At 45.2% G+C, this 20461-nt stretch carries 19 protein-coding genes; 11 read left to right on the forward strand and 8 right to left on the reverse strand.

The features are described from left to right. Positions 1-36 precede the first annotated feature (36 nt). The gene (locus tag CS562_RS18735) at positions 37-729 is read left to right on the forward strand and encodes a hypothetical protein (RefSeq protein ID WP_099857858.1); all 693 of its coding nucleotides are present in this window, start codon (positions 37-39) and stop codon (positions 727-729) included. A 78-nt stretch (positions 730-807) separates the two neighbouring features. Here the strand turns inward: CS562_RS18735 and CS562_RS18740 are convergent, their stop codons facing one another. Together CS562_RS18740 and CS562_RS18745 are read right to left on the reverse strand one after the other, a co-directional pair. After that, positions 808-3093: a 5'-nucleotidase C-terminal domain-containing protein gene (locus CS562_RS18740; protein ID WP_099857860.1), complete on the reverse strand. Its 2286-nt coding sequence runs from the start codon at positions 3091-3093 to the stop codon at positions 808-810. 253 nt (positions 3094-3346) lie between these two features. After that, a complete protein-coding gene (locus CS562_RS18745; protein WP_099857862.1) occupies positions 3347-4537 on the reverse strand; it encodes an MFS transporter in 1191 nt (396 codons plus the stop codon). Between the two features lie 321 nt (positions 4538-4858). Between CS562_RS18745 and CS562_RS18750 the strand changes: the two genes are divergently transcribed. Next, positions 4859-5821 (forward strand): endo-1,4-beta-xylanase, encoded by a 963-nt coding sequence (locus CS562_RS18750; RefSeq protein WP_099857864.1) that lies wholly within the window; start codon positions 4859-4861, stop codon positions 5819-5821. Between the two features lie 118 nt (positions 5822-5939). Here the strand turns inward: CS562_RS18750 and CS562_RS18755 are convergent, their stop codons facing one another. Beyond that, positions 5940-7277 (reverse strand): glycoside hydrolase family 30 protein, encoded by a 1338-nt coding sequence (locus CS562_RS18755; protein ID WP_099857866.1) that lies wholly within the window; start codon positions 7275-7277, stop codon positions 5940-5942. Positions 7278-7396: 119 nt separating this feature from the next. Between CS562_RS18755 and CS562_RS18760 the strand changes: the two genes are divergently transcribed. Then, positions 7397-8311 (forward strand): AraC family transcriptional regulator, encoded by a 915-nt coding sequence (locus CS562_RS18760; protein ID WP_099857868.1) that lies wholly within the window; start codon positions 7397-7399, stop codon positions 8309-8311. A 161-nt stretch (positions 8312-8472) separates the two neighbouring features. On the opposite strand, the gene CS562_RS18765 is transcribed toward CS562_RS18760, so the two are convergent. Then, entirely contained in the window at positions 8473-9993 is a 1521-nt protein-coding gene (locus tag CS562_RS18765) for a leucine-rich repeat domain-containing protein (RefSeq protein WP_099857870.1), read from the reverse strand. A gap of 343 nt (positions 9994-10336) precedes the next feature. Here CS562_RS18765 and CS562_RS18770 point away from each other — a divergent pair, with 343 nt between their 5' ends. The 7 genes from CS562_RS18770 (at position 10337) to CS562_RS18800 (ending at position 16434) form a co-directional block, all read left to right on the forward strand. Further along, positions 10337-11227 carry a diacylglycerol/lipid kinase family protein gene (locus tag CS562_RS18770; protein WP_099857872.1) on the forward strand — a complete coding sequence of 297 codons (891 nt, stop codon included), beginning with the start codon at positions 10337-10339 and terminating at the stop codon, positions 11225-11227. A 174-nt stretch (positions 11228-11401) separates the two neighbouring features. After that, positions 11402-12319, forward strand: coding sequence for an aldo/keto reductase (locus CS562_RS18775; protein WP_063565845.1), 918 nt, complete (start codon positions 11402-11404; stop codon positions 12317-12319). A gap of 274 nt (positions 12320-12593) precedes the next feature. Further along, positions 12594-13976, forward strand: coding sequence for a transcriptional regulator (locus tag CS562_RS18780; RefSeq protein WP_076287269.1), 1383 nt, complete (start codon positions 12594-12596; stop codon positions 13974-13976). A 241-nt stretch (positions 13977-14217) separates the two neighbouring features. After that, positions 14218-14388, forward strand: coding sequence for an aspartyl-phosphate phosphatase Spo0E family protein (locus CS562_RS18785; protein WP_076287270.1), 171 nt, complete (start codon positions 14218-14220; stop codon positions 14386-14388). 98 nt (positions 14389-14486) lie between these two features. Beyond that, positions 14487-14867 carry a GntR family transcriptional regulator gene (locus CS562_RS18790; RefSeq protein WP_063565917.1) on the forward strand — a complete coding sequence of 127 codons (381 nt, stop codon included), beginning with the start codon at positions 14487-14489 and terminating at the stop codon, positions 14865-14867. After that, positions 14864-15739, forward strand: a complete 876-nt coding sequence (locus CS562_RS18795) for an ATP-binding cassette domain-containing protein (protein WP_099857874.1) — start codon at positions 14864-14866, stop codon at positions 15737-15739. Before CS562_RS18790 ends, CS562_RS18795 begins: the two co-directional genes overlap by 4 nt. Then, positions 15736-16434: a hypothetical protein gene (locus CS562_RS18800; RefSeq protein ID WP_099857876.1), complete on the forward strand. Its 699-nt coding sequence runs from the start codon at positions 15736-15738 to the stop codon at positions 16432-16434. Before CS562_RS18795 ends, CS562_RS18800 begins: the two co-directional genes overlap by 4 nt. A gap of 55 nt (positions 16435-16489) precedes the next feature. Here CS562_RS18800 and CS562_RS18805 read toward each other — a convergent pair whose 3' ends face one another. The 4 genes from CS562_RS18805 to CS562_RS18815 all read right to left on the reverse strand — a co-directional run bounded on the left by CS562_RS18805 (position 16490) and on the right by CS562_RS18815 (position 19098). Further along, the gene (locus CS562_RS18805; protein WP_076287273.1) at positions 16490-17008 is read right to left on the reverse strand and encodes a hypothetical protein; all 519 of its coding nucleotides are present in this window, start codon (positions 17006-17008) and stop codon (positions 16490-16492) included. A gap of 195 nt (positions 17009-17203) precedes the next feature. Continuing rightward, positions 17204-17746 (reverse strand): isocitrate lyase/PEP mutase family protein, encoded by a 543-nt coding sequence (locus CS562_RS18810; protein ID WP_257219539.1) that lies wholly within the window; start codon positions 17744-17746, stop codon positions 17204-17206. Beyond that, on the reverse strand, positions 17718-17978 hold the full coding sequence (locus CS562_RS33500; RefSeq protein WP_257219540.1) for an isocitrate lyase/phosphoenolpyruvate mutase family protein: 261 nt from the start codon (positions 17976-17978) through the stop codon (positions 17718-17720). Before CS562_RS33500 ends, CS562_RS18810 begins: the two co-directional genes overlap by 29 nt. Positions 17979-18048: 70 nt before the next feature. Next, complete coding sequence (locus tag CS562_RS18815; protein WP_099857877.1) at positions 18049-19098, reverse strand: bifunctional transcriptional activator/DNA repair enzyme AdaA; 1050 nt, start codon at positions 19096-19098, stop codon at positions 18049-18051. 712 nt (positions 19099-19810) lie between these two features. On the opposite strand from CS562_RS18815, the gene CS562_RS18825 reads away from it, so the two are divergent. Continuing rightward, a complete protein-coding gene (locus tag CS562_RS18825; protein WP_099857879.1) occupies positions 19811-20386 on the forward strand; it encodes a lysozyme in 576 nt (191 codons plus the stop codon). Positions 20387-20461 lie beyond the last annotated feature (75 nt).

The raw sequence follows: 20461 nt of genomic DNA on the forward strand, positions 1-20461 counted from the left end.
ATAAGGTTGAGGAAACGCTGGGGAGGAGAAGGGTGCGTGACACAACTTCGTGTAGTGTGTTGGTTGATTGCAATCACGTTATTCGGCCTATTGGGTTGCTCGGCCCCTTTTTCTAACTCAGATGATGATAAATCAGATTTTTTAGATGTTCTCTCTCAAGACCGGTTACAGGAACTGAGGGCGGCGTACCCATTATCGCCACAGTCTCTCGTGACTCCATGGATGAAAAAAGTGACCTTTAGAGAGATCATGGACTTCTCAGATGCAGTTGTTGTGGCAGAGGTTGTGAGCGTTCTTCCGAATTTCAGCATGTTGATAACCACTGAACCAGATACACCCGAACGCAAAATGGCAGAAAAGCAGGAGACTACGGGAATGACTCCCTACGAAGCTGAATTCGTCTCTTACGAGGTAAAGGTGCACGAAGTAATTGTAGGAGAAAATGTAGCCAAGGAGACATTTTTGTTCTATAACGCAGCGTTTGCGGCGTTCGATCCAAAACTTATGCCTGGTCAGAGAATAGTTACAGCAATCAAAAAGGGAGTAGAGTCCGAGCAACGAGGAGGTTATTACTCCTCTCGTTATGGCACGTACTATATCGTCGATGGGGATTATGTCCTTTCTGCCTACGAAGGGTTCTCCAATGAGGCGCTTGAATTCACCAAACAAACGAATGGAATCAAGCTGGATCAGTTTGTGAAAAAGGTTCGAAGCTTGGCGCAGGAGTAGGTGAACACGTACGTATTACCCTAAAATCCAAAAAAGAAAAGACCTCTTCCACATGCATTGTGGAGGAGGTCTTTCAATTTATTTCAGCATACTTACATATTTTCCGTAGACATAAGCTATACGTCCATCCAGTTTCACTTTGACCCAGCCATACTTATCTGTACTGATTACCTCAAGGACGGTGCCTTTCGGTACGGCAGTAACTACTTTGGCTTTGGATGAAGCGCTAGAGCGCATGTTCAGGTAGGCCGCAGTTACCTTGGCTTGTTTACCTTTAACAACTGTACCCGGTTTACCCGTATTTGGTGATGTCGATGGTTTTCCAGGTTTCGATGTGTCTGGTTTCGGTACCGTTGGTGTTGTCGGCTTCTCAGGTGTATTAGTCTCTTCCTCAGCACTGCCAGTGGACGCCTTGCGAGCTTTATTCAGCTCTTGATAGAACTCACCTTTGGTTTTCACGCCAGAGAATTTCGCGATACTTACGTTCGCTTTGGCGGCAAGTGCAGTCATTTCTTCTTCAGTCACCGCATCCAAAATGTTAATGGACGCAATATTGGTATACTTGCCATCTTCCGTTGTCGGAACAGACAGGAGGCCATCATTAATCAGCTCTACAATATCTGTACGTGCAGGTGCTGTCAGATCGACACCGGTGATTTTCCAGTTGTGCTGGATTTTCGGTTCATAAACGCCTTTCATCACGTCTTTGAGATAAGCAATGGACAGATTACGGATCGTACCTTGAATCTCGCCAAATGCCGAAGCATCCTTGGAGGACCACAATTGCTTGAACTTACGTCCTTCCAGTGCCCCACCTTTGGCAATCAGGGCTTCCATCCGGTAGGCATTCATGCCGAGCTTGAGTGTATCTTCTTCTTTAACCACTGTGCCATTGCTGTATTTGAGGTTCGTAATCCGACTGCCGTAAGGCTTGGTCAGGTCAATTTCATACGTCACCCCGCCAAAGAAATCGTCGGTGCTGTATTTGGAAGCACGTCGTTTCGGATCAAAACTGATCGTCACATCACCAGGGCGTGTGGAATTAAAATAACCCGCAGACCATTCCATGTAATCCTTCAGATCACGTCCGGTCACTTCATATACGGTTACTTCACCAAAGGTAAATTGGTAGTTGAACGCAATATCCTTTTTCTTGATCGGTCCAACATCCAGCTTGGCCTTATCGTTATCGATCTGGTGCGCGACTACGTCGGCATCGCTATAATGCAGCATGACTTCAGTGAAGAAGTCAGAGAGTGGTGTCTCCTGAATCTGCACAGCAGGAATGCCTTTGATCTCATCTGCTGGTACCAGGTTGGTTTCTTTTAGCTCAGCTACTTCAATGTTGGCATCGGCACGAGCGAACTCGTGGAACGGATGCAGTGTATCTTCCAGTCCGGGATCGGACACTTCATAAGAGCCATCAGCTGCTTTTACAGCGAGTGATTGTGCTTCCTTGCTTTTCAGTACAACCTTGTCGCCTTCTTTGGCAAACGTGAGGTCAATCCGTGAAATGTGTGAACCATATTTGTTCGGCTCGGAGATCAATACGCCGTTAACCGTTTGGGATTCAATCAGCGTATGCATGTGTCCGGCAAAAATAGCAGCCAGCTCCGGGTTGGCATTGGCAATATCCGTAACCCCGGTGCCCGGGTTCCCGTTCTCGTTATCGAGTCCCATATGCATAAGTCCAACCATGACGTCCACTTTGCCTTTCAGCTCAGCGATGGCCTTCTTGGTCTCCTCCACCGGGTCTTTGACAATGATGCCGTCCAGGTGATCCGTACCTTTTTCGAACTCGGTAATCATAGGTGTGTTCATTCCGATGACGCCAACCTTGATACCGTCCTTCTCAATAATCGTATAAGCAGGCATGTAGCGGTCGCCGTTTTCTTTGAAAATGTTACCTACCAAGGGTTGTCCCTTGAACTGTGAGGAAATCTTCTCTAATACGTCCAATCCAAAGTTAAATTCATGATTCCCCATGACCCATGCGTCATATTTCATTTCGTTCATTGCGACCATCATGGGAGATTGGGGTTGATCGTTGAACAGTTCAGCAGAATTGTCCTGAATCATGTCGCCTGCATCCAACAGAATCGTATTTGGATTCTCAGCACGTACTTTTTTCACGATCGTATACAACTGCGTCATGCTGCCGGTTGGATTTGGACCGTCCAGGGCATAGTCCCACGGCATAAATCGGCCATGAATGTCCGATGTTCCCAACAATGTAATCTTGGTTTCCTTGTCTGCTTCAGCAGCCTGAGCCGGAGTGGAGGCAAAAGGTGCGAAGAGGATGGAGGCACATAAGAGGAATGATAAGGGCCATCCGGCGTAACGTTTCGGCGAAAATTTGCGCATGTTGTAATCTCCCTTGTTATCTAGTGTTATTTAGTGTTATGTAAAGATATATGTCATTGGAGTTAATACTAGATAAACATTTGGTAAATGTAAACCACAAAATGACAAATAAAAGAGACTACTCTGGATCATCCGATAGGAATTAACTGGAAATGATTAGAGTAGTCTCTACACGTCTCTTTATATGTTTAAACTTCTTCCTCAACAACACCCAAATCATATTTGATTGTAGATGACGCTGGGAACTTAACTTTTAAACCGTCTCTATTGAACTACGACTACGAGAGGTGAAAAATTTTATTTTGACAACGATGGATACCAAAGCAAGCAGACCAAAGATTATTCCGCTCCAGATGACCTGATGAATTCCAAGTTGGGCAATGAACCAGCCGCCAATGGAGGTTCCGAGGGTAATCCCCAGATTAGAGAAAGAGACAAAGAGGCTATTTCCGAATTCAGGTGCTTCCTGAGACTCAGTCGTAAGCCAAGTTTGGCTGACAATCAGACCGCCAGAGTGAATCGCACCCCAGACGAACACCATGATAACCATCGGAATGAAATAGGAACCTGCATAGAAAACGAGTAAATAAGCCGCCATGTATAGCACCGGAAAGAGGAGAACAGTTCTCGGAATATTCCGATGCAGCAGCTGTCCGAATACCAAATTTCCGGCAATCATAATAACACCAAAGGCCAAGAGCATCACACTAATCCATGAACCGCCCATTTGGGTGACTTGCCCTAGGTATTCGGCGAAATAACTGTATACGGAGAACATCGCTGCAAAAATAAAAATGACAGTAGCAATATTTAGCCACAGCGCAGGTTTACGCAAAATGCCGATCTGTTTGCCATAAGACATCTTCTCTTGCACAGGCATCGAGGGCAGCCAAATCCATATACCGATGAAAGCAATGAGACTGACAACCGCTCCGAACCAGAACGCAACCTCCAACGAGAAGCGTTCCGCAAGGTAGGAAGTTAAGGGCACGCCAAATGCAAAGCCGGCAGTGATCCCGGTAAACACTTTGGCAACGGCCTGACTGCTTTTTTCCGGTGGGACCAGCTTGGCACCCGTGACGAGAGCAACGGAGAAGAAGACCGGATGGAAAATGGCCGGGATAATTCGAAAGATTAGCATCATGTCGAACCGGGTTGTGTATGCATATACTACGTTGGAAATGGCAAACAACAGCACGGCAGTTAACAAAATGGTTTTACGATTGATACCAGATACAAGCAAAGTCAGAAAAGGGCCAGACACGGCAACAACGAGAGCGAAAATACTTACCAGCCATCCAGCCTGTGCAGCGGTGATGTTAAATTTCTGTGTGATCAGAGGAAGCACTCCGATAATGCCTACTTCTGTAGTGATGATGGCGAACACACCCAGCGCCAGAATGAGGATGAGTAACGGATTAACCTGTTGTGATTTAGATTTCATGTAAAGTGTAGACCTCCAAATTAATATATATATATATAGAAAAATAGATATAATGGACTAGAAAAAGCCTCCTTATCTATAGAAAAATATACGGCCGATATAATAAGTTCTCAGAATTACATTATATCTATATTTATAGATTTGTAAATATAATAATATGTAACTCAATTTAGATAAGTCACCATTTTAGTGCCCCAACATCTATACTTTCTGAGGGACAAGCTATACTTTCTATATGGATAATTACATATTTATCCAGTAAAATGGAATTTGTAAGCGCTTACTAATAAATCAAATACTAATATTCGAAGGAGGAAGATCATGTTCAAGTCCAAATGGTTCAAAACTGTCGGTTCACTGGCTTTGGTAGGTGTGCTCGCCGCCTCAGTAGCGGTAGGCAGTGTAAGTGCAGGGTTATCGAAAGGCAGCAAGTTTTTGGGCAATATCATTGCAAGCAGTGTTCCCTCCAATTTCAGTCCCTATTGGAACCAGGTAACGCCGGAGAATTCAACGAAATGGGGCGCAGTCGAAGCCACGCGTAACAATATGAACTGGTCTCAGGCGGATATCGCCTACAATTATGCCAACAACAATGGATTTCCGTTCAAGTTTCACACGCTTGTCTGGGGAAGTCAGGAGCCAGGTTGGATTAGTGGACTCTCCGCTGCAGATCAGAAGGCTGAAGTAATCCAGTGGATCAAGGCAGCAGGCCAGAGATATTCCAAATCAGCGTTTGTCGATGTAGTCAATGAACCATTACATGCCAAACCTTCTTATCGTAACGCCATTGGTGGTGATGGAGCGACAGGGTGGGACTGGGTTATTTGGTCTTTTGAGCAAGCAAGACAAGCTTTCCCGAACGCCAAGCTTCTGCTGAACGAATATGGGATTATTGGCGATCCGAATGCAGCTGATCAATACGTTCAGATCATCAATATTTTGAAGAGCAGAGGCCTGATTGATGGCATCGGCATCCAGTGTCATTACTTTAATATGGATAACGTTTCTGTCAGCACAATGAATACCGTATTAAACAAACTTGCGGCAACCGGATTGCCGATCTATGTATCCGAACTGGATATAACCGGCGATGATAACACACAGCTGCAGCGCTACCAGCAGAAATTTCCTGTCCTCTGGCAGCATTCGGCCGTTAAAGGTGTGACGTTGTGGGGCTTTAATCAAGGTCAGACTTGGGTGAGTGGTTCCCATTTGGTGAATACGAATGGTACAGAGCGTCCAGCGCTGCAATGGCTGAGAAATTATCTTGCGAACAATCCTTAAGCTAGGCAGGCAGAACCATTCACAGAATCATTTCTTTCCATAGCTTGCACAAAAAAATAGCGTCATGTGCCCACATCAAGTAGGGCGACATGACGCTATTTCGTGGTTTGAATGGGTATTAGGATTGAGGAATGATAATACTGTTGAAGGAATCCGCCTCCAGCTCAAACCGGAGTGTCTGTCCTTCATACGCCAAATGAAGGTCCCGGCTGTCCTTGAACGGATTGTTGATGACAATGACGAGACTATTGTCCGGGTTGCGGAAAGCCACGGCTTTGCCACTCCAGGCTCCAGACAGTCCAACTCTTCGTGCACCAGGCACGACATCATGAGCAAAATGCTTCATCACATAATACTCGGGATTCCGAATGATTCCTTTGGCATCCGGGTCTACCGTAATCATGGAGTTTTGCTCCCACCCCCATGTGCTGCGGCCTTTTGGCTCCAGAACCATGTTCCAGTAAATATACGCATTCACTCCATTACTGAAATAGTGCTGGTACAGATTAAATACATACTTGGCGTAGTTCCACGAGTTGTTACCGTCACCGCACTCATTCTCGGTCTGCATGTAACGAAGCTCCGGGTAGCTCGCGGCTGTACGTTGGATGGCATTTTTGCCTGCCCACTGATAACCGACTCCCTTGATATAGGCGTAGGCTTTGGGATCACTAAGCACCAGTCCGGCATATTCGTCAAAATCATTTGTTTTCTTTTTGATCAATTCTTCCCATGGATCAGGTGCGTTGATCGTTCCCAGCCAGATTTCCGTGTCCAGACCGTGCTGATCAAAAGCAGGGCCCAGGTAATCGGCGATAAACTCACGCAGCTGCTCACCTGTCCACATGCAGGAAGGGAATTTCTGATCCGCGATGACTTCGTTTTGTACATGGACCTGATGGATGGTGATGCCAGCGTCCTTGTACGCCTGTACGAATTTGACGAAATACAGCGCATAAGCTTCTAGGATATCCTTCTCCCAGCGCAGCGTTCCATAGTTATAGGCTTTTGGTGACTTCATCCAGGTAGGTGGGCTCCACGGTGAGGCGAAGAATTGCAGATTCGGATTATAGGTCAGGGCCTCTTTGATGTATGGAATCAGATATTTAAAATCGCGTTCGATCGAAAAATGTTCCATGCTCACATCGCCGTCCACCTCATTGTGACTGTACCATTGCTCTGCATAATCACTCGCGCCAATGGGCAGGCGACAGATGTTGAATTTATGTTCTCCTTCCGGGTGGAAGAGGGAATGAAATACGTCATGACGCTGCTCCTCATTCAAGTGGGACAGGGCAATATAACCAAGCTCATTAAAGCAACCGCCAAATCCTTCGACAAGCTGATGCTGTTCACCTGTGAGCTTTAAGTTAGCGCTTTCATTTGTAGTTGTATAAGAAATCTCTTTACACGCATGATCTGGTGTAGTGGAATAACCATGTAATGTCAGGGACATTGGAATTTCCTCCTCGCTTGAATCTCAGGTATGATGTACAGTCAGTATATCAAGTCCCTTTGCAAAAGAAGATACGCTGAACCGCGTAAAATTTGCCCTAATCCAAGGTGGTGAAATGCATGATCATTCCTGAACCATACCGTTCTTATCTATCTCCGGAGAGCCGATGGCTGCCTGCAACGGACTGGAACGTCAAGCTGTTTGGTGCTCATATGCAGAAGGTGAAACAGGGCTGGCAAGTGCCGCTGGAATCGCATTTGGCCTTTGAATTGATATTGATTCTGGAAGGGTCGCAGACGACGATACTGGAGAATATTCGTTATGATCTCCACGCAGGAGATATATTGCTCATCCCGCCTGGGTGCAAACATACCAATGAATGTAATCAGGAGCAAGGGCTTACCTACTTTATTGCCCATTTCAATGTTGATGAGATTCTGTTTCGCCAGGAGATGAGTAGACATGTGCAGATGTTGTTTCCATGTGGCGGCGAGGATAATCAGCGATTAACGGAAGTCATGATGAAATGGGTGGATCTGCTTCAGCACAAAGAAGAATATACAACATCAGATTTGTTCCGTATGCAGGCTGGTTTGTTGGAGATTTTGGCGATATTGGCAGAGCAAAGCTCCTCCCGTTCCCAAGAAACCATATCGCCTACTGTGGCGCACTATGCAACACTGATTGCCGAGGCAATCAAAAGCCGCTTCAATGCCGGGAATATCCAGCGGGAAGGGCTGGGGGATAAGGAGATTCGGATTGAAGAGATTGCGGCCACGCTTCAAATCAGCCCTGGATATGCTCTGGAGACATTTCAGAAAGTATACAGCATCTCTCCGCGCAGATATTTGTCCGAACTGAAGCTTCACGAAGCCAAGCAGCTGATACACCAGCCTGATCTTAACCTCACTCGGGTTGCCACCATGCTCGGATATTCCAGTCTTGCGCACTTCAGTCGGCAGTTCAGGCGATGGACTGGCATGAGTCCCAGTGAATACAGGCAGACCCTGGGTAGCATCCGTTTTTTTGATTAAATAATCGCTATTCCGCCAATCGTATTACTGCCAGCTCGTATCCTGTATACTGCTCACCAAAAATCCCCGCTGATGTTCAGACGGGGACTTCGCTGTGCATGTAATTGTGCATTTGAGAAAAGCTGAGATAAGTGCTCGGTGCTTGATGATGCTTGGCTTAATTAAGGCTGTACATTCTCGGCCTGCGCTTTGTTTTCGAAGATCAGAATCGTTTTGCTGCTTCCGATATACGCAACCGTCGTATTGAATTGCTCCGAAATAAAACGTACCGGGACAAACGCCTTTCCATCCTTCATCAACAGTGGTGCATCGTTTATCGCAAGTGTATCGTCTACAATCACCTGTTTGTTGCCCACGGCCCACCGAACTACTGTACCATTCTGCGCAATCTGAACCTCCTGTGTATCCGGATTCCAGTTCACGCTGGCATTCAATTGCTCGGAGACAAAGCGGAGTGGTACATAGGTCCGTCCTTCATCGATAAAGGGTGCAGCCTCCAGTGCGTAAGCACGATCCCCGACATAGGCTGTGGTAGATCCTTCAATAAGCCGCTGGAAATTACCCTGTGGAGTACGTTTCTGCTCCCGCACATTCATCTGGTTTAGCAGGCGCATCGTGTCACTGCCGCTCGCAACATCCAGATAATTATTTTGTACCGTGAGTCCGGCAGGTTCCGGTTCAGAGACCGAGGTCTGCGTACCGGAGGATAAGGAAGTGGAAGCCGAGATATCCGTTATCGTATTTGTATTTGCAGAGCTGTTTCTTGTAAAAGTAAAACCGGCAATCGGTGACAGATCCCACACCCGGTTATTGGACAGTTTCAGTACTTCCAGCTTGGACAGCTGGCGTAACGGCTCCAGATCATAGATCTGATTGGACTCCGCATTCAGTTCTTTCAACCCTACCAGGTCTTCCAAGGGTGCCAGATGCTGAACCTGATTCCCGGAGAAGTCTAGCGCCTGCAGGCGTGTCAAATGCTTCAAGGGCATCAGATCGGAGATCTCGTTGCCTGCCACATTCAGCTTCTGAAGTGTATTCGGCAAATCAGCCAGTACATCCAGTGTATGAATGTGGTTGTTGGCCACATTGAGCTGTTTCAGTTTTCTTTTATCCGCCAGTGGTGTCAGGTACGTTATCGCATTATTCGAGATTTCAAGCCATTGAAGATCATCTGCATCCGCCAGTGCGGAGAGACTGGTAATCTGGTTGCCGCTGGCGTGAAACGTATGTAAACGGGTGAATCCACGTACAACTTCTATGGAAGAAATGGAATTGTTGCTGATATACAGCCGTCCCAGGTCTTTCAAATCAGCGAGTGCATCAATCGATGTAATGTAGTTATTGCGAACGTCAACCTCGCGAAGCTGAGTCAGATGCGCCAGCGGTGTTAGGTCTTCAATCTCATTGCCATATAACCGGAGGTGTGTCAGATTCGTGGCGTATTCCAGGCCGGACAGGCTTTGAATGCCTGCATTGCTGAGATCCACTACGTTCAACTGCTCCAGATCGGAAGAGGTTAGCGGGGAATCTACCGGTTTGTTCAGAATCAGCTTCAGTCCGTTCTCTAGTGCAGGATCTTTGATGATTCCTTCGCCCAAGTCTGCCGTAGTATAGGCCATCGCTTGCCCAGCCGCCCCGAGACTCAGGATGAAGACTAGAAATAGTAGAGTCATTCTTCTCATTGCATGAATTCCCTCCGATTCCGATTTTGATGATAGGTAAGTGTACCGTTCTTATGTAATTTGTGAGTACCAATTTATGTCGGTAAACTACTATAGTTACGATATGGACAGATATAATAGATAAACACATCTATAGTTATTAACCCATCATGGGGCAAAAGGAACAAGAAATTCATGACAGGCAGAACATCTACTTCTATTCTATATGATACAAACCCCATACTGCACTCTTCCAGTCATCTTTTTCAAAAAAAATTGTACAACTCCCCCAGATGCTATTCAACTCCATGGCAGAAAGGGTATAGATGAAGTAAGAAAGCCATTTGGAGGAGAAGATGCAGGTATGCGCCAAGCCATGATCATTAGTAATCCATCGTCGGGTAAAGAAGAGGCTCAGCAATATGTGTCCCAGGTACAAGAAATTCTTGAATCACAGCAGTATGAAGTGGTGATCAATGAGACGGCTGGTGAGGGCGATGCGACCAACTACTGTCTGAGTGCCTGCAAAGATGGCTGTGATCTCGTCATTTCCATTGGAGGGGATGGGACGCTGCATGAGACGATTAACGGCATGATGGATCAGGAGCATCGTCCCAGACTGGGTGTGGTGCCGCTGGGTACAGTGAATGATTTTGCGCGTGCGCTGAATATCTCGCTTGATCCGGAGGAAGCCATTCGGCAGTTACGTTCGGAGCAGATCCATAAGGTGGATCTTGGTAAAATCAACGATCGTCTGTTTGCTAACGTGGTGGCAGCGGGTTCATTGGCAGAGGCGTTATTCTCGGTATCCTCTGAAGAGAAGTCGAAGCTGGGTTCATTCGCTTATTTGAAAGAAGGATTGAAAGATTTGATGAACACACCGGCCAAGCCACTCACTATTGAGTATGATGGGCAGTTCTGGGAAGGGGAGTCTCCACTTTTTCTCGCGGCACTGACCAATTCGGTTGGAGGTTTTGAGAAATTGTCCCCGGAAGCAGCGGTGGATGATGGATTAATACATTGTTTTGTAATCCGTAGCATGAATGTCTTTAATACGGTAACACTCGGAACGTCCCTGTTGTTTGGCAATCTGAAGAATCATAAGGATGTTGATTATTTTACGGCAAAAGAAGTTCACGTCCGTTCTACAGAAGCCATTCGCACAAATGTGGATGGAGAAGAAGGGCCCTCTCTGCCCATTCAAATCAGTGTATTGCCTCGGCATATTGAAGTGATAGTTCCGGAAGAAGTATAGGTGGAGGAACGATGCAGAAAAAAACCTCCATTATTCCATATAAGAAATCTAAAATTCCATTGAAACCGATTGCAGTTCTGTGTCACAATCATAGACGGAAGACAAGTATATACTAGTTGGCAAAGATCATGAGAATGAATGTACGATACTATTCGAATATGGAGGGAAATCATCTTGAGAACAATTAAACTTGGCAGCAGCGCACTTGAAATACCGGTTGTAGCCGTTGGCTGCATGAGAATTAATTCATTAAGCAGCAAAGAAGCTGAACATTTTGTTCATTCCGCCATGGAAGCAGGCGCGAACTTCTTCGATCATGCTGATATTTATGGAAACGGGGCTTGTGAGGAGATCTTTGCAGAGGCTGTGCAGATGAATCCCCAAGTTCGTGAAAATATGATTCTTCAATCCAAATGCGGTATCCGCAAAGGCATGTTTGATTTCTCCAAAGAGCACATCTTGAATTCGGTGGATGGCATTCTGCAACGCTTGAAAACCGATTACCTGGATGTTTTATTGCTGCATCGCCCGGACACCTTGGTGGAACCGGAAGAAGTAGCTGAAGCCTTTGATCAGCTGGAACGCGAAGGCAAAGTGCGTCACTTCGGGGTATCCAACCAGAATCCGAACCAGATCGAACTGTTGAAAAAATACGTTAAACAGCCACTGGTAGCCAACCAGCTGCAGTTGAGTATTACCAATACCACGATGATTGATAGTGGAATCAACGTAAATATGGAGAACGATGCCGCGGTTAACCGTGATGGCAGTATTCTTGATTATTGCCGCCTGCATGATATCACGATTCAACCATGGTCCCCGTTCCAATACGGATTCTTCGAAGGTGTATTCCTGGGTAGCGATAAGTTCCCGGAACTGAATGCGAAGATCGACGAGATTGCTGCAAAATATGAAGTGAGCAACACGACCATCGCAATTGCCTGGTTGCTGCGTCACCCGGCACAAATGCAGCCCGTGACAGGTACAATGAACATCCAGCGTTTGCAGGATTGCATCAAAGCTGGCGATGTTCACCTTACACGCCAAGAGTGGTACGAAATCTATCGTGCAGCTGGCAATGTGCTGCCTTAAACCCAAATCAATACATAGCAGAATGATCTGCTGTATTGCATATAAAACACGAGCGTATATAGCGCTCGTGTTTTTATTTTATCCTTTATTTGATGCTTATTCGTTCCCGGTATAAAATAAGGGTAGGGCCTCTATTTTAACAAAAGGATTATTTTGTAATTAATACAAATTAGTTGAATTTATCTTATTGACCCTTGCTTAATTATTACATATAATTACTTTTGCATACCGTTAATCCTGTTTATGGTTTTTTATTTTGGAGGGTGGTGTTAGTTTGGAGCCGACAACCACGATACGCGATCATTTAGAGAGTTATCTGAAGCGTGAGCAGATGTCCATTAGTCTTTTTTCGGAAACGTCAGGAATTAACTCGGGTACGCTGAGCAACATTTTGAACAAGAATCGTCCGATTGCGATGCAGCAGCTGGATCGAATCACTTCAGCTATGAGACTTGAAGAAGGTTACTTCTATGAATTGTATATAGATGAGTGTTTTGTCCATGCTGCCCCTGACTGGCGAAGACTGGGACCATTCCTTCATCGATGTGCAGAATTGAATAAATTGAATTGTATTGAAGATGTTATCCGGTTGATGATGGATAATCTATCTTATATTCCTTTGTTATTTGATCTGGCTGAAGAATTCTACCATGCTGGTAAATTCAAACCGGCCGTTCTACTATATGAAACGATAGCCGAAAGTGAGAAAATGCAACACTCCGAACGGCTTGCACTATGTCAGTATCGACTATTCAGATTGGGGCTGAGCAATGATCAGCAACGAAATCTAATCATTGCGGCTCAATTCGAATACTATGTGGATCGGCTGGATGAACGCTATCAGCTGGATGCGCTTAATGAACTGATCAATGCCTTTGGTGCCTTGCACAGATGGAATAAAGTTCAGGAGCTGTCCGAGAAGCTTAGGGTGAAAGCAACCATCCATTATGAGCTGAATGGAAGAAGGAAACAGGAAGAAACCAAAAGACCAATTGTGTTTTACATTCTGTATTCTTATTTGGCTTCAGGTAGTGCGTGCTATCAACTTAAAGACTATCAAGGCGCGCTTAAATATGTTTCTTTATACACGGATAACAGTTGGGTTAAGAACCCTAATCAAGACGAGATGGTAGTTATGAATCAGTTTCAGGAATGGGCTGAGGGCAACCGTTATATATATCAATTAATGAGCGGACAGTTTGATGTGTTGCCTGAATATTTGAATTACATCTCAACAAAAGAAAATGAAATTTTCCCGGCGCTTTGTGATATTGTGACTGCTGCCAATCGCTATGATAAAAATATTGATGATGTGCTCGAACAGTATGAATCATACTTTACGTACCAGGAACAGAGCAACCGAATTGGAAAGGTTAGCAGACAGGTTACAGATGATCGATATTTACGTCTTTTAGCAGATCTCGCTGCGTATTATCTAAAGAAAGACGAGTATTTCACAGGAATACAATTTGTTCTGGATAGTTTACGATTCTCTATTGAAATTAGCAGTGGACGAGGTATGCTTAGAGGTGTCGGACTGTTTGAGCAATATAGGGAGTTTGCAACTGAGACGGCGAAACAGCAATACAAATTGATCATTAGTGAGGTGCAGAAACTCAATGAAGAGAAAGTTGGCTTTGCTGATAGCTACATGTAGTATTATTATTTACATTGTAGCTCCTGCTACGGAACCTGTCTCAGGCAAGGAAGTTCCAGACCCCGGAATTATGAGAACTGCTGACCACGGATTCGGAACTTAAAAAATTGGTAAGGGACGCTTCTGAATATTCATTCAGAGGCGTCTTTTTTTGCGTCTGGTGGAAGAATAAGTATGTCGTACCCCTTGCGGCCTATCGATTGGCATAATAAACTAAAATATGACAAAAAGGAGGGGTACTATGGATTGCTTGGAGTTAATGTCTCAGATCGAAGAAGCCAGACAACAGCTTCACCGCTTGCAGTCGGAATACGGCAGTTTGCTTCATCCTGAAGTCATCCAGCAATCTGTAGTTCTGGACGGTCTTATTAATCAATACAATCGAGCCAAAATGAAAAAGTTGATTAATTAGTGCTTCGCCTATTTACATATTGGTTTCCGTATACTATAGTTAGTCACATGAGTAACTAACCGACTAACTAATTAACAATGAATGAAAGTTGGAATCGCATGAAATCGAATTTGGATGAATCTCAGCCTATTTTTCATCAGATATCCATGATGATTATGGATGACATTGTAGACGGCAGATTGAAGGTGGAGGAACAGGTCCCTTCAACCAATGAACTCTCTCGCTTTTACAATATTAATCCAGCCACGGCACGCAAAGGGCTTCAAATGCTCGTGGACAAAGGTATCATTTACAAACAGCGAGGTGTTGGAATGTTTGTTGCGAAGGGAGCCAGGGAAGCATTGCTTGTTGAACGAAAGCAGCATTTCTACGAGGAATATATTAAACCTTTACTTGAAGAGGCCAGACGGATTCACATGAATGAGGACATGATTATCGATTTGATCCGGGGCAAGAAAGATAAGGAGAGTGAGTTATGATTCAGATCGAGCAGGTGACCTACAGCTATCAACAGACGCCGGTGCTAAAAAACGTGACGTTACATGAGAGTGAGCCGATCATTAGTGCAATGTGGGGAAGAAATGGTGCAGGCAAAACAACCCTGATGAGTCTGCTCGCAGGCCATAACCGGCCTGATACTGGAACCATTGAAGTGATGGGCCAGGATCCATACAACAACTTGGCTGCGCAGGAGAATCTGTGTTATATCCAGGAGAACCATCCCCTGGGTAGAAATTGGACGATCAACGACATGGTTCGATTCGGTCAATACTTCCATCCTCAGTGGAATCAGGCTCTCGCCGAGCAACTAATCGACATGTTCGAACTGCCAGTGAAGAAGAAGATCACCAAATTCTCAAAAGGCATGAAGACCGCCGCTCAGATGATATTGGGTCTTGCCAGTAACGCAAGAGTAACGATTCTGGATGAGCCCACCAATGGTCTTGATGCGGAGAAACGTAAATATTTCTACAATACTTTACTGGAGACATATGAAGATAACCCGCGTCTAATTCTAATATCAAGCCATCATATTGAGGAGATTCAGCCTTTATGTGAGTCCCTCATCGTTCTGCAAGCCGGGGAAGTGTTGTTTAATCAGCCGATGGAAGAGATGCGCGAAAAAGGAGTTCTTCTAACAGGGAGAATTGAAGATGTCAATCGAGTTACCGCAGACGTGAAGGTCATAGAATCTTCCCAGATGGGATCGACCTTGAAAGTGATGATTGATGAGCCATACTCGAAAACGTGGAAAGACATCGCTCATACGCAGGGGCTTTCCATTGAGAAGGCAACTTTACAGGATTATTTGGTCAACAGGACGCGTAATCAGGAGGGGATTAAGCGATGAACTCGGTGAAAGGTACGAATCGGCTGATTCTGGACGATATGCGCTGGTATTTAATGATTTTCTCGTCAATTACACTCATGCTTACAGTTGTCTATCTGGCCATTGGATTCATCTTTGATGTGACGTATACTACTCAACTATTCGGTCCAATGTACGGAGGAATCTGTGCTTTTGCGGTCGCGGGCATCATCACATTGTTTCCGGTTGCGATCGGTATGGGCAGTACACGAATACAGTTTATGAAATCCTTTTATATCATTTCGGTATGGATGGTCGTAGGAACAATTACGATACTGAACGTCATCTATTTCATTATGCATCTTCTCCATGAATATGGGACGCTTGGCGTAACCTTTTATCAACCAGGTATGCTGTATTCAAGTGAATATCATTTTTTTTCCTATCTATGGTTTGATCTGATGATTGGTTTTCTGGTGCTGGGGTTATCCATCTTCTCAACTGTTTGTTGGATTAGATTGGGGATGCGCAACTTTTTTGTCCTGTTCTTTGGGGTTAGCTTAATCGTTACGCTGGTAATTGTTCTATCAGATCTGAGCACGTGGGTCCAGTGGTTTACAAATGTCAATCTCATCGCATTGTTCACCACTCTGGGGGTCATTGGAGGTGCTTTGCTTCTGAGCACGTACCCGATGATGAAGAATGCGCCGCTTACAATGAAAGGCAGAAAAGACTGATCAGATCAGAAAAACACGAGTGTGTACATACACACCTCGTGTTTTTTTGTATAAGTTAGGCTTGAGCTTGTGGTTTGAATCCTTCTTCTTTGAGATACTCGCCAGCTTCGCTACGTGTTTCGAAAGCCATATCCAGATTAACACCGGAATACACATACCACATGTCATCTTCATATTTTAAAGTCAGCGTATGTCCATCTTCATCGACCCATGTTCCGCCACCTGTAGAGGTTGTAGCCAATGCAGGAGCAGCAGTTTTTACTTGTTCTGGCACCTCGAATTCAACTGCGTTGGGATTGTGAGACATCGCTTTGATTGTCTCATCTAATAATGTGCGTAGATCTTCTTCGGAGTAATCACGAATATTGACGAATCCTTTAGCATCGGTCTCATAGTTGGGCAGTAGCCCTGCATAGATATAACCGTTACCGTTAGGGTGAATATGGAGAGCAACAATCTTTTTATCATACGCACTTTCTTCGTAGTGGAAATTAACACGACCGAGAGAAACATCTTTGCGTTGCAGTTGGGGATACGATTGTAGCACTTCAAGCTTTTGTTCAACGTTAAGCATATTTTCCTCCTGTTAGTGTTGGGTAGTGGTGATTATAACATACATAGGTGAAAAGATAAGCATCAAAAAACAGGCGCAGTCTAGCACCTGTTTGAGGATTCACATCATAGATGATCGCTTATAATAGTAGCATTAATTGAATATCGTGAAAAAGTACGCTTCCCTCTGGTGAAAAATGAGAAGCACGCCTTTGTGTTAGTTTCCAGATAGAATACTTTGTCCCAGTTCTTTCAGGTATTCCATTGCTTGCAGATAAGGATAAGGCCCATAGCTTACGCGTGCCACACCCAGCCCAGCAAGTTGTTTCGGTGAAGGCTCATGGGATGTAACCATCACGTTGACCGGAAGCGACGAACATTCACACAATTCCTGAATCAGTTGTTGATTCTGTAAGCCTGGAACGAACAGACCACTGGCGCCTGCTTCTGCATATGCCTTGGAGCGAATAAGTGCTTCTTCCAGGAGTGCGTGATTGTGTCGTTCAGGTGCATTTTGCAAAAAGATATCTGTGCGGGCGTTAATGAACAGCGGAATGCCTGCCTGCTCCGCGGCTTCTCGGGCAGCCGACAGTCTCAGACATTGCTCCTCCACAGCGTACAGTCCTGCGCCAGAGGGGAGCTGATCCTCAATATTAATTCCTACCGCACCGTGATGGATCACTTGGCTCACATTTCCCTTCACTTCTGACGCAAACCTGCCATACCCTCCCTCAATATCGATCGTAACAGGCAAATCCACGCTCGCTGTAATCCGGGACCAGATTGTCCAGTACCAGCTGGAATGGCATCGCCTCTCCATCTTGTTCACCGTGGGCAGCAGATACAGACCAGCTTCCAGTAGCGATTGCTGCTACTCCAGCAGATTGGATGGCGAGTGCACTCCCGGCATCCCAGACATTGACCAGAATCAAGGGATTGCCTTTCGTATGGGATTGGTGGAACATCGCCGCTTTTTCTTGTTGCGTACTCATAAGACTTATCTCCTCCGTTACATAGCTAATCCTCTTCATACCACATGCCGTTCATTTCATATCTCTTGAGTTATTCAGGAGCCTGCTTCTCGTGGGTTAAAAGCCAGTTTTTGCGTGTCAGGCCTCCTCCGTATCCTCCCAGTTCTCCACTGGCATTGATCACACGGTGACATGGAATAACAATGGCCAGCTGATTGGCTCCATTGGCCTGTGCTACCGCCCGACATGCTGTAGGTTTACCCAGTGCATTCGCGATATCTTGATATGACCTCGTCTCGCCCGGTGGGATCGCAATCAATTGCTCCCATACACTCTTCTGGAATGGTGTTCCTAACCAGAACAACGGGGTATGGAATACAGTTAGCGTGCCCTCAAAATACTGCGCAAGTTCCCGTTCAATGGAACGAATCGGTTCTGTTACTCCAGGTACAATGGCTGACTTCGTTCGTTTGCGCAAACGTTCTACCTCACGCTCCAGACCTCTGCGATCCACGAATTCGAGCAGATATAGCGCCTTCTCATCGGCTACAGCCATCATGGGTCCAAGACGTGTGTCGATCCAGGACGCCTTCAAGACATTTTGTTCATCTACTTGTGTGGGCGCTGCGCCCATGATTCGCGAGAAGGCATCCCGGAACCCGCTGCCGGACTCGTAACCGGTGGACAGCTGGGCATCAATGACCGTTCGACCGGAGCGAATATTTTTCAGGGCCAGTCCCATACGACGGGCACGGGCATACTCCACAAAGGTCATGCCAAATCGCTTCTTGAACTGACGTCTGGCCGTCGATTCGTCGATAGATAATGCCTTGAAGTCCTGGCCTTTCCAGCGTTTCTCCGGATGGTTCTCCACGGCTTCCACCAATACGCGTACCACATCAGATACCTGATTGGGATGAGACAACGGGCGGCAGCGCTGGCAAGGACGATACGAAGCAAGCAAAGCCTGCTGAGCCGTCTCATAGAATTCGCAGTTTTCGAACTTGGGCTTCCGCGCGGGGCATGTAGGCCGGCAGAAAACACCCGTCGTCTTGACGCCTACATAGAATAAACCTTCGTATTCCGAATCCTTAGCCACAAGAGCCTCATAGTATTGTTCTTTCAGTTCAGCAGAAATCATTGGGCGCACGTCCTTATATCAGTAAAGTTTATCCTTGTTGATATTATAAAAAAACGATGCACTGGGCATCGCCGAAAATCAGGCATGAATATTTTATTTTATTAATACGTCCTTATTATTTGCTCGTCCAGTCCAGTTTACCAGAAAGATCCCCAGGAATATGCATAGCCCGCCCATATAAACGTAATCCCGAATGACTTCGCCCAGAAGCAGCCAGCCGGATAAGACACCGATTGCCCCACCTGCGACAAAACAACTTTTTAAAGGATAATGTTCACTATTTGACAGGGCGAAAAAAATATCTGAACTAAGCGATGCCATTAATGCCTTGAAGAATGAAATACAAAAAACGTAAAGCGGTGATTTTATGTTGGCCGAACTTTTAGTACAAGCACAGCAACACCACGATCAGGAGGCAACATTACATGTCCTAGAATCTTTTATACCACCTCCTTGCGACAAGTCCCCGCTGATTATCAAGATGATTTAAAACAAGAGCTCTATGTCAAAATGATTGAGGTGATACAGACTTTCGATATTAGTGAATTGAAATAAAAATTTGGAGCGTGGTTGTAAAAAAAGAGACTTATTTCTCTTTATATATATGTGAAGGCGATACGGCATTGCAGAACACTGGGGAATGGTTGTTCTGGCTATGTTTCCTCCTTATTGCTCTCATAACTAATAAAAATAACTTTAGGAGTGATTTATTATGGCAAATCTAAGCGCTAATGGAGCAACTTTTATGAAAGGGCATGAGGGACTTAACTTAAAATTCTATGCCGATCCAAAAGGTTTTCCAACAGTTGGATATGGACATCTGATAACAAAGTCTAAAACATACACTGCGAATACAACTTTAACCCAAGCACAAGCTGACGCTCTATCAAAATCTTTGGGACTCAGTTATACTTCTCCAATTACTCAGTCTCAGGCAAATACATTTTTCACCAATGATACTGCAAGTGCTGTATCATCAGTGAATAAAGTGGCACTTCCTGCAGGTATGTCACTTTCACAAAATCAGTTTGATGCACTTGTTTCGCTTACTTTTAATGCAGGCTCCGGGGTGCTTAGTACCGATGATGTAGTAGCTCTGCTTGCATACAAGCTAATCTACCCATCTTTCCAAGGGCCACGTTCAACTCAGGAACTTGACAATTGTTCTAAACTAGTAAGTAAAGCATTTTCATATGATAGAACCTTAACGAGACGAAGAAATGAAGAAGCAGAACTGTTTTGTAAAGGCTCGGGTTATACTCATAAATATCCAGTATATACACTATAGTTCAATCGTCTTACAACATAAACAAGAAAGGTCAGCCTTTATGGCTGACCTTTCTTTCTTTTATCACAAAATTTA

The organism is Paenibacillus sp. LK1 (genome assembly GCF_002750415.1).
Taxonomy (GTDB): domain Bacteria; phylum Bacillota; class Bacilli; order Paenibacillales; family Paenibacillaceae; genus Paenibacillus; species Paenibacillus taichungensis.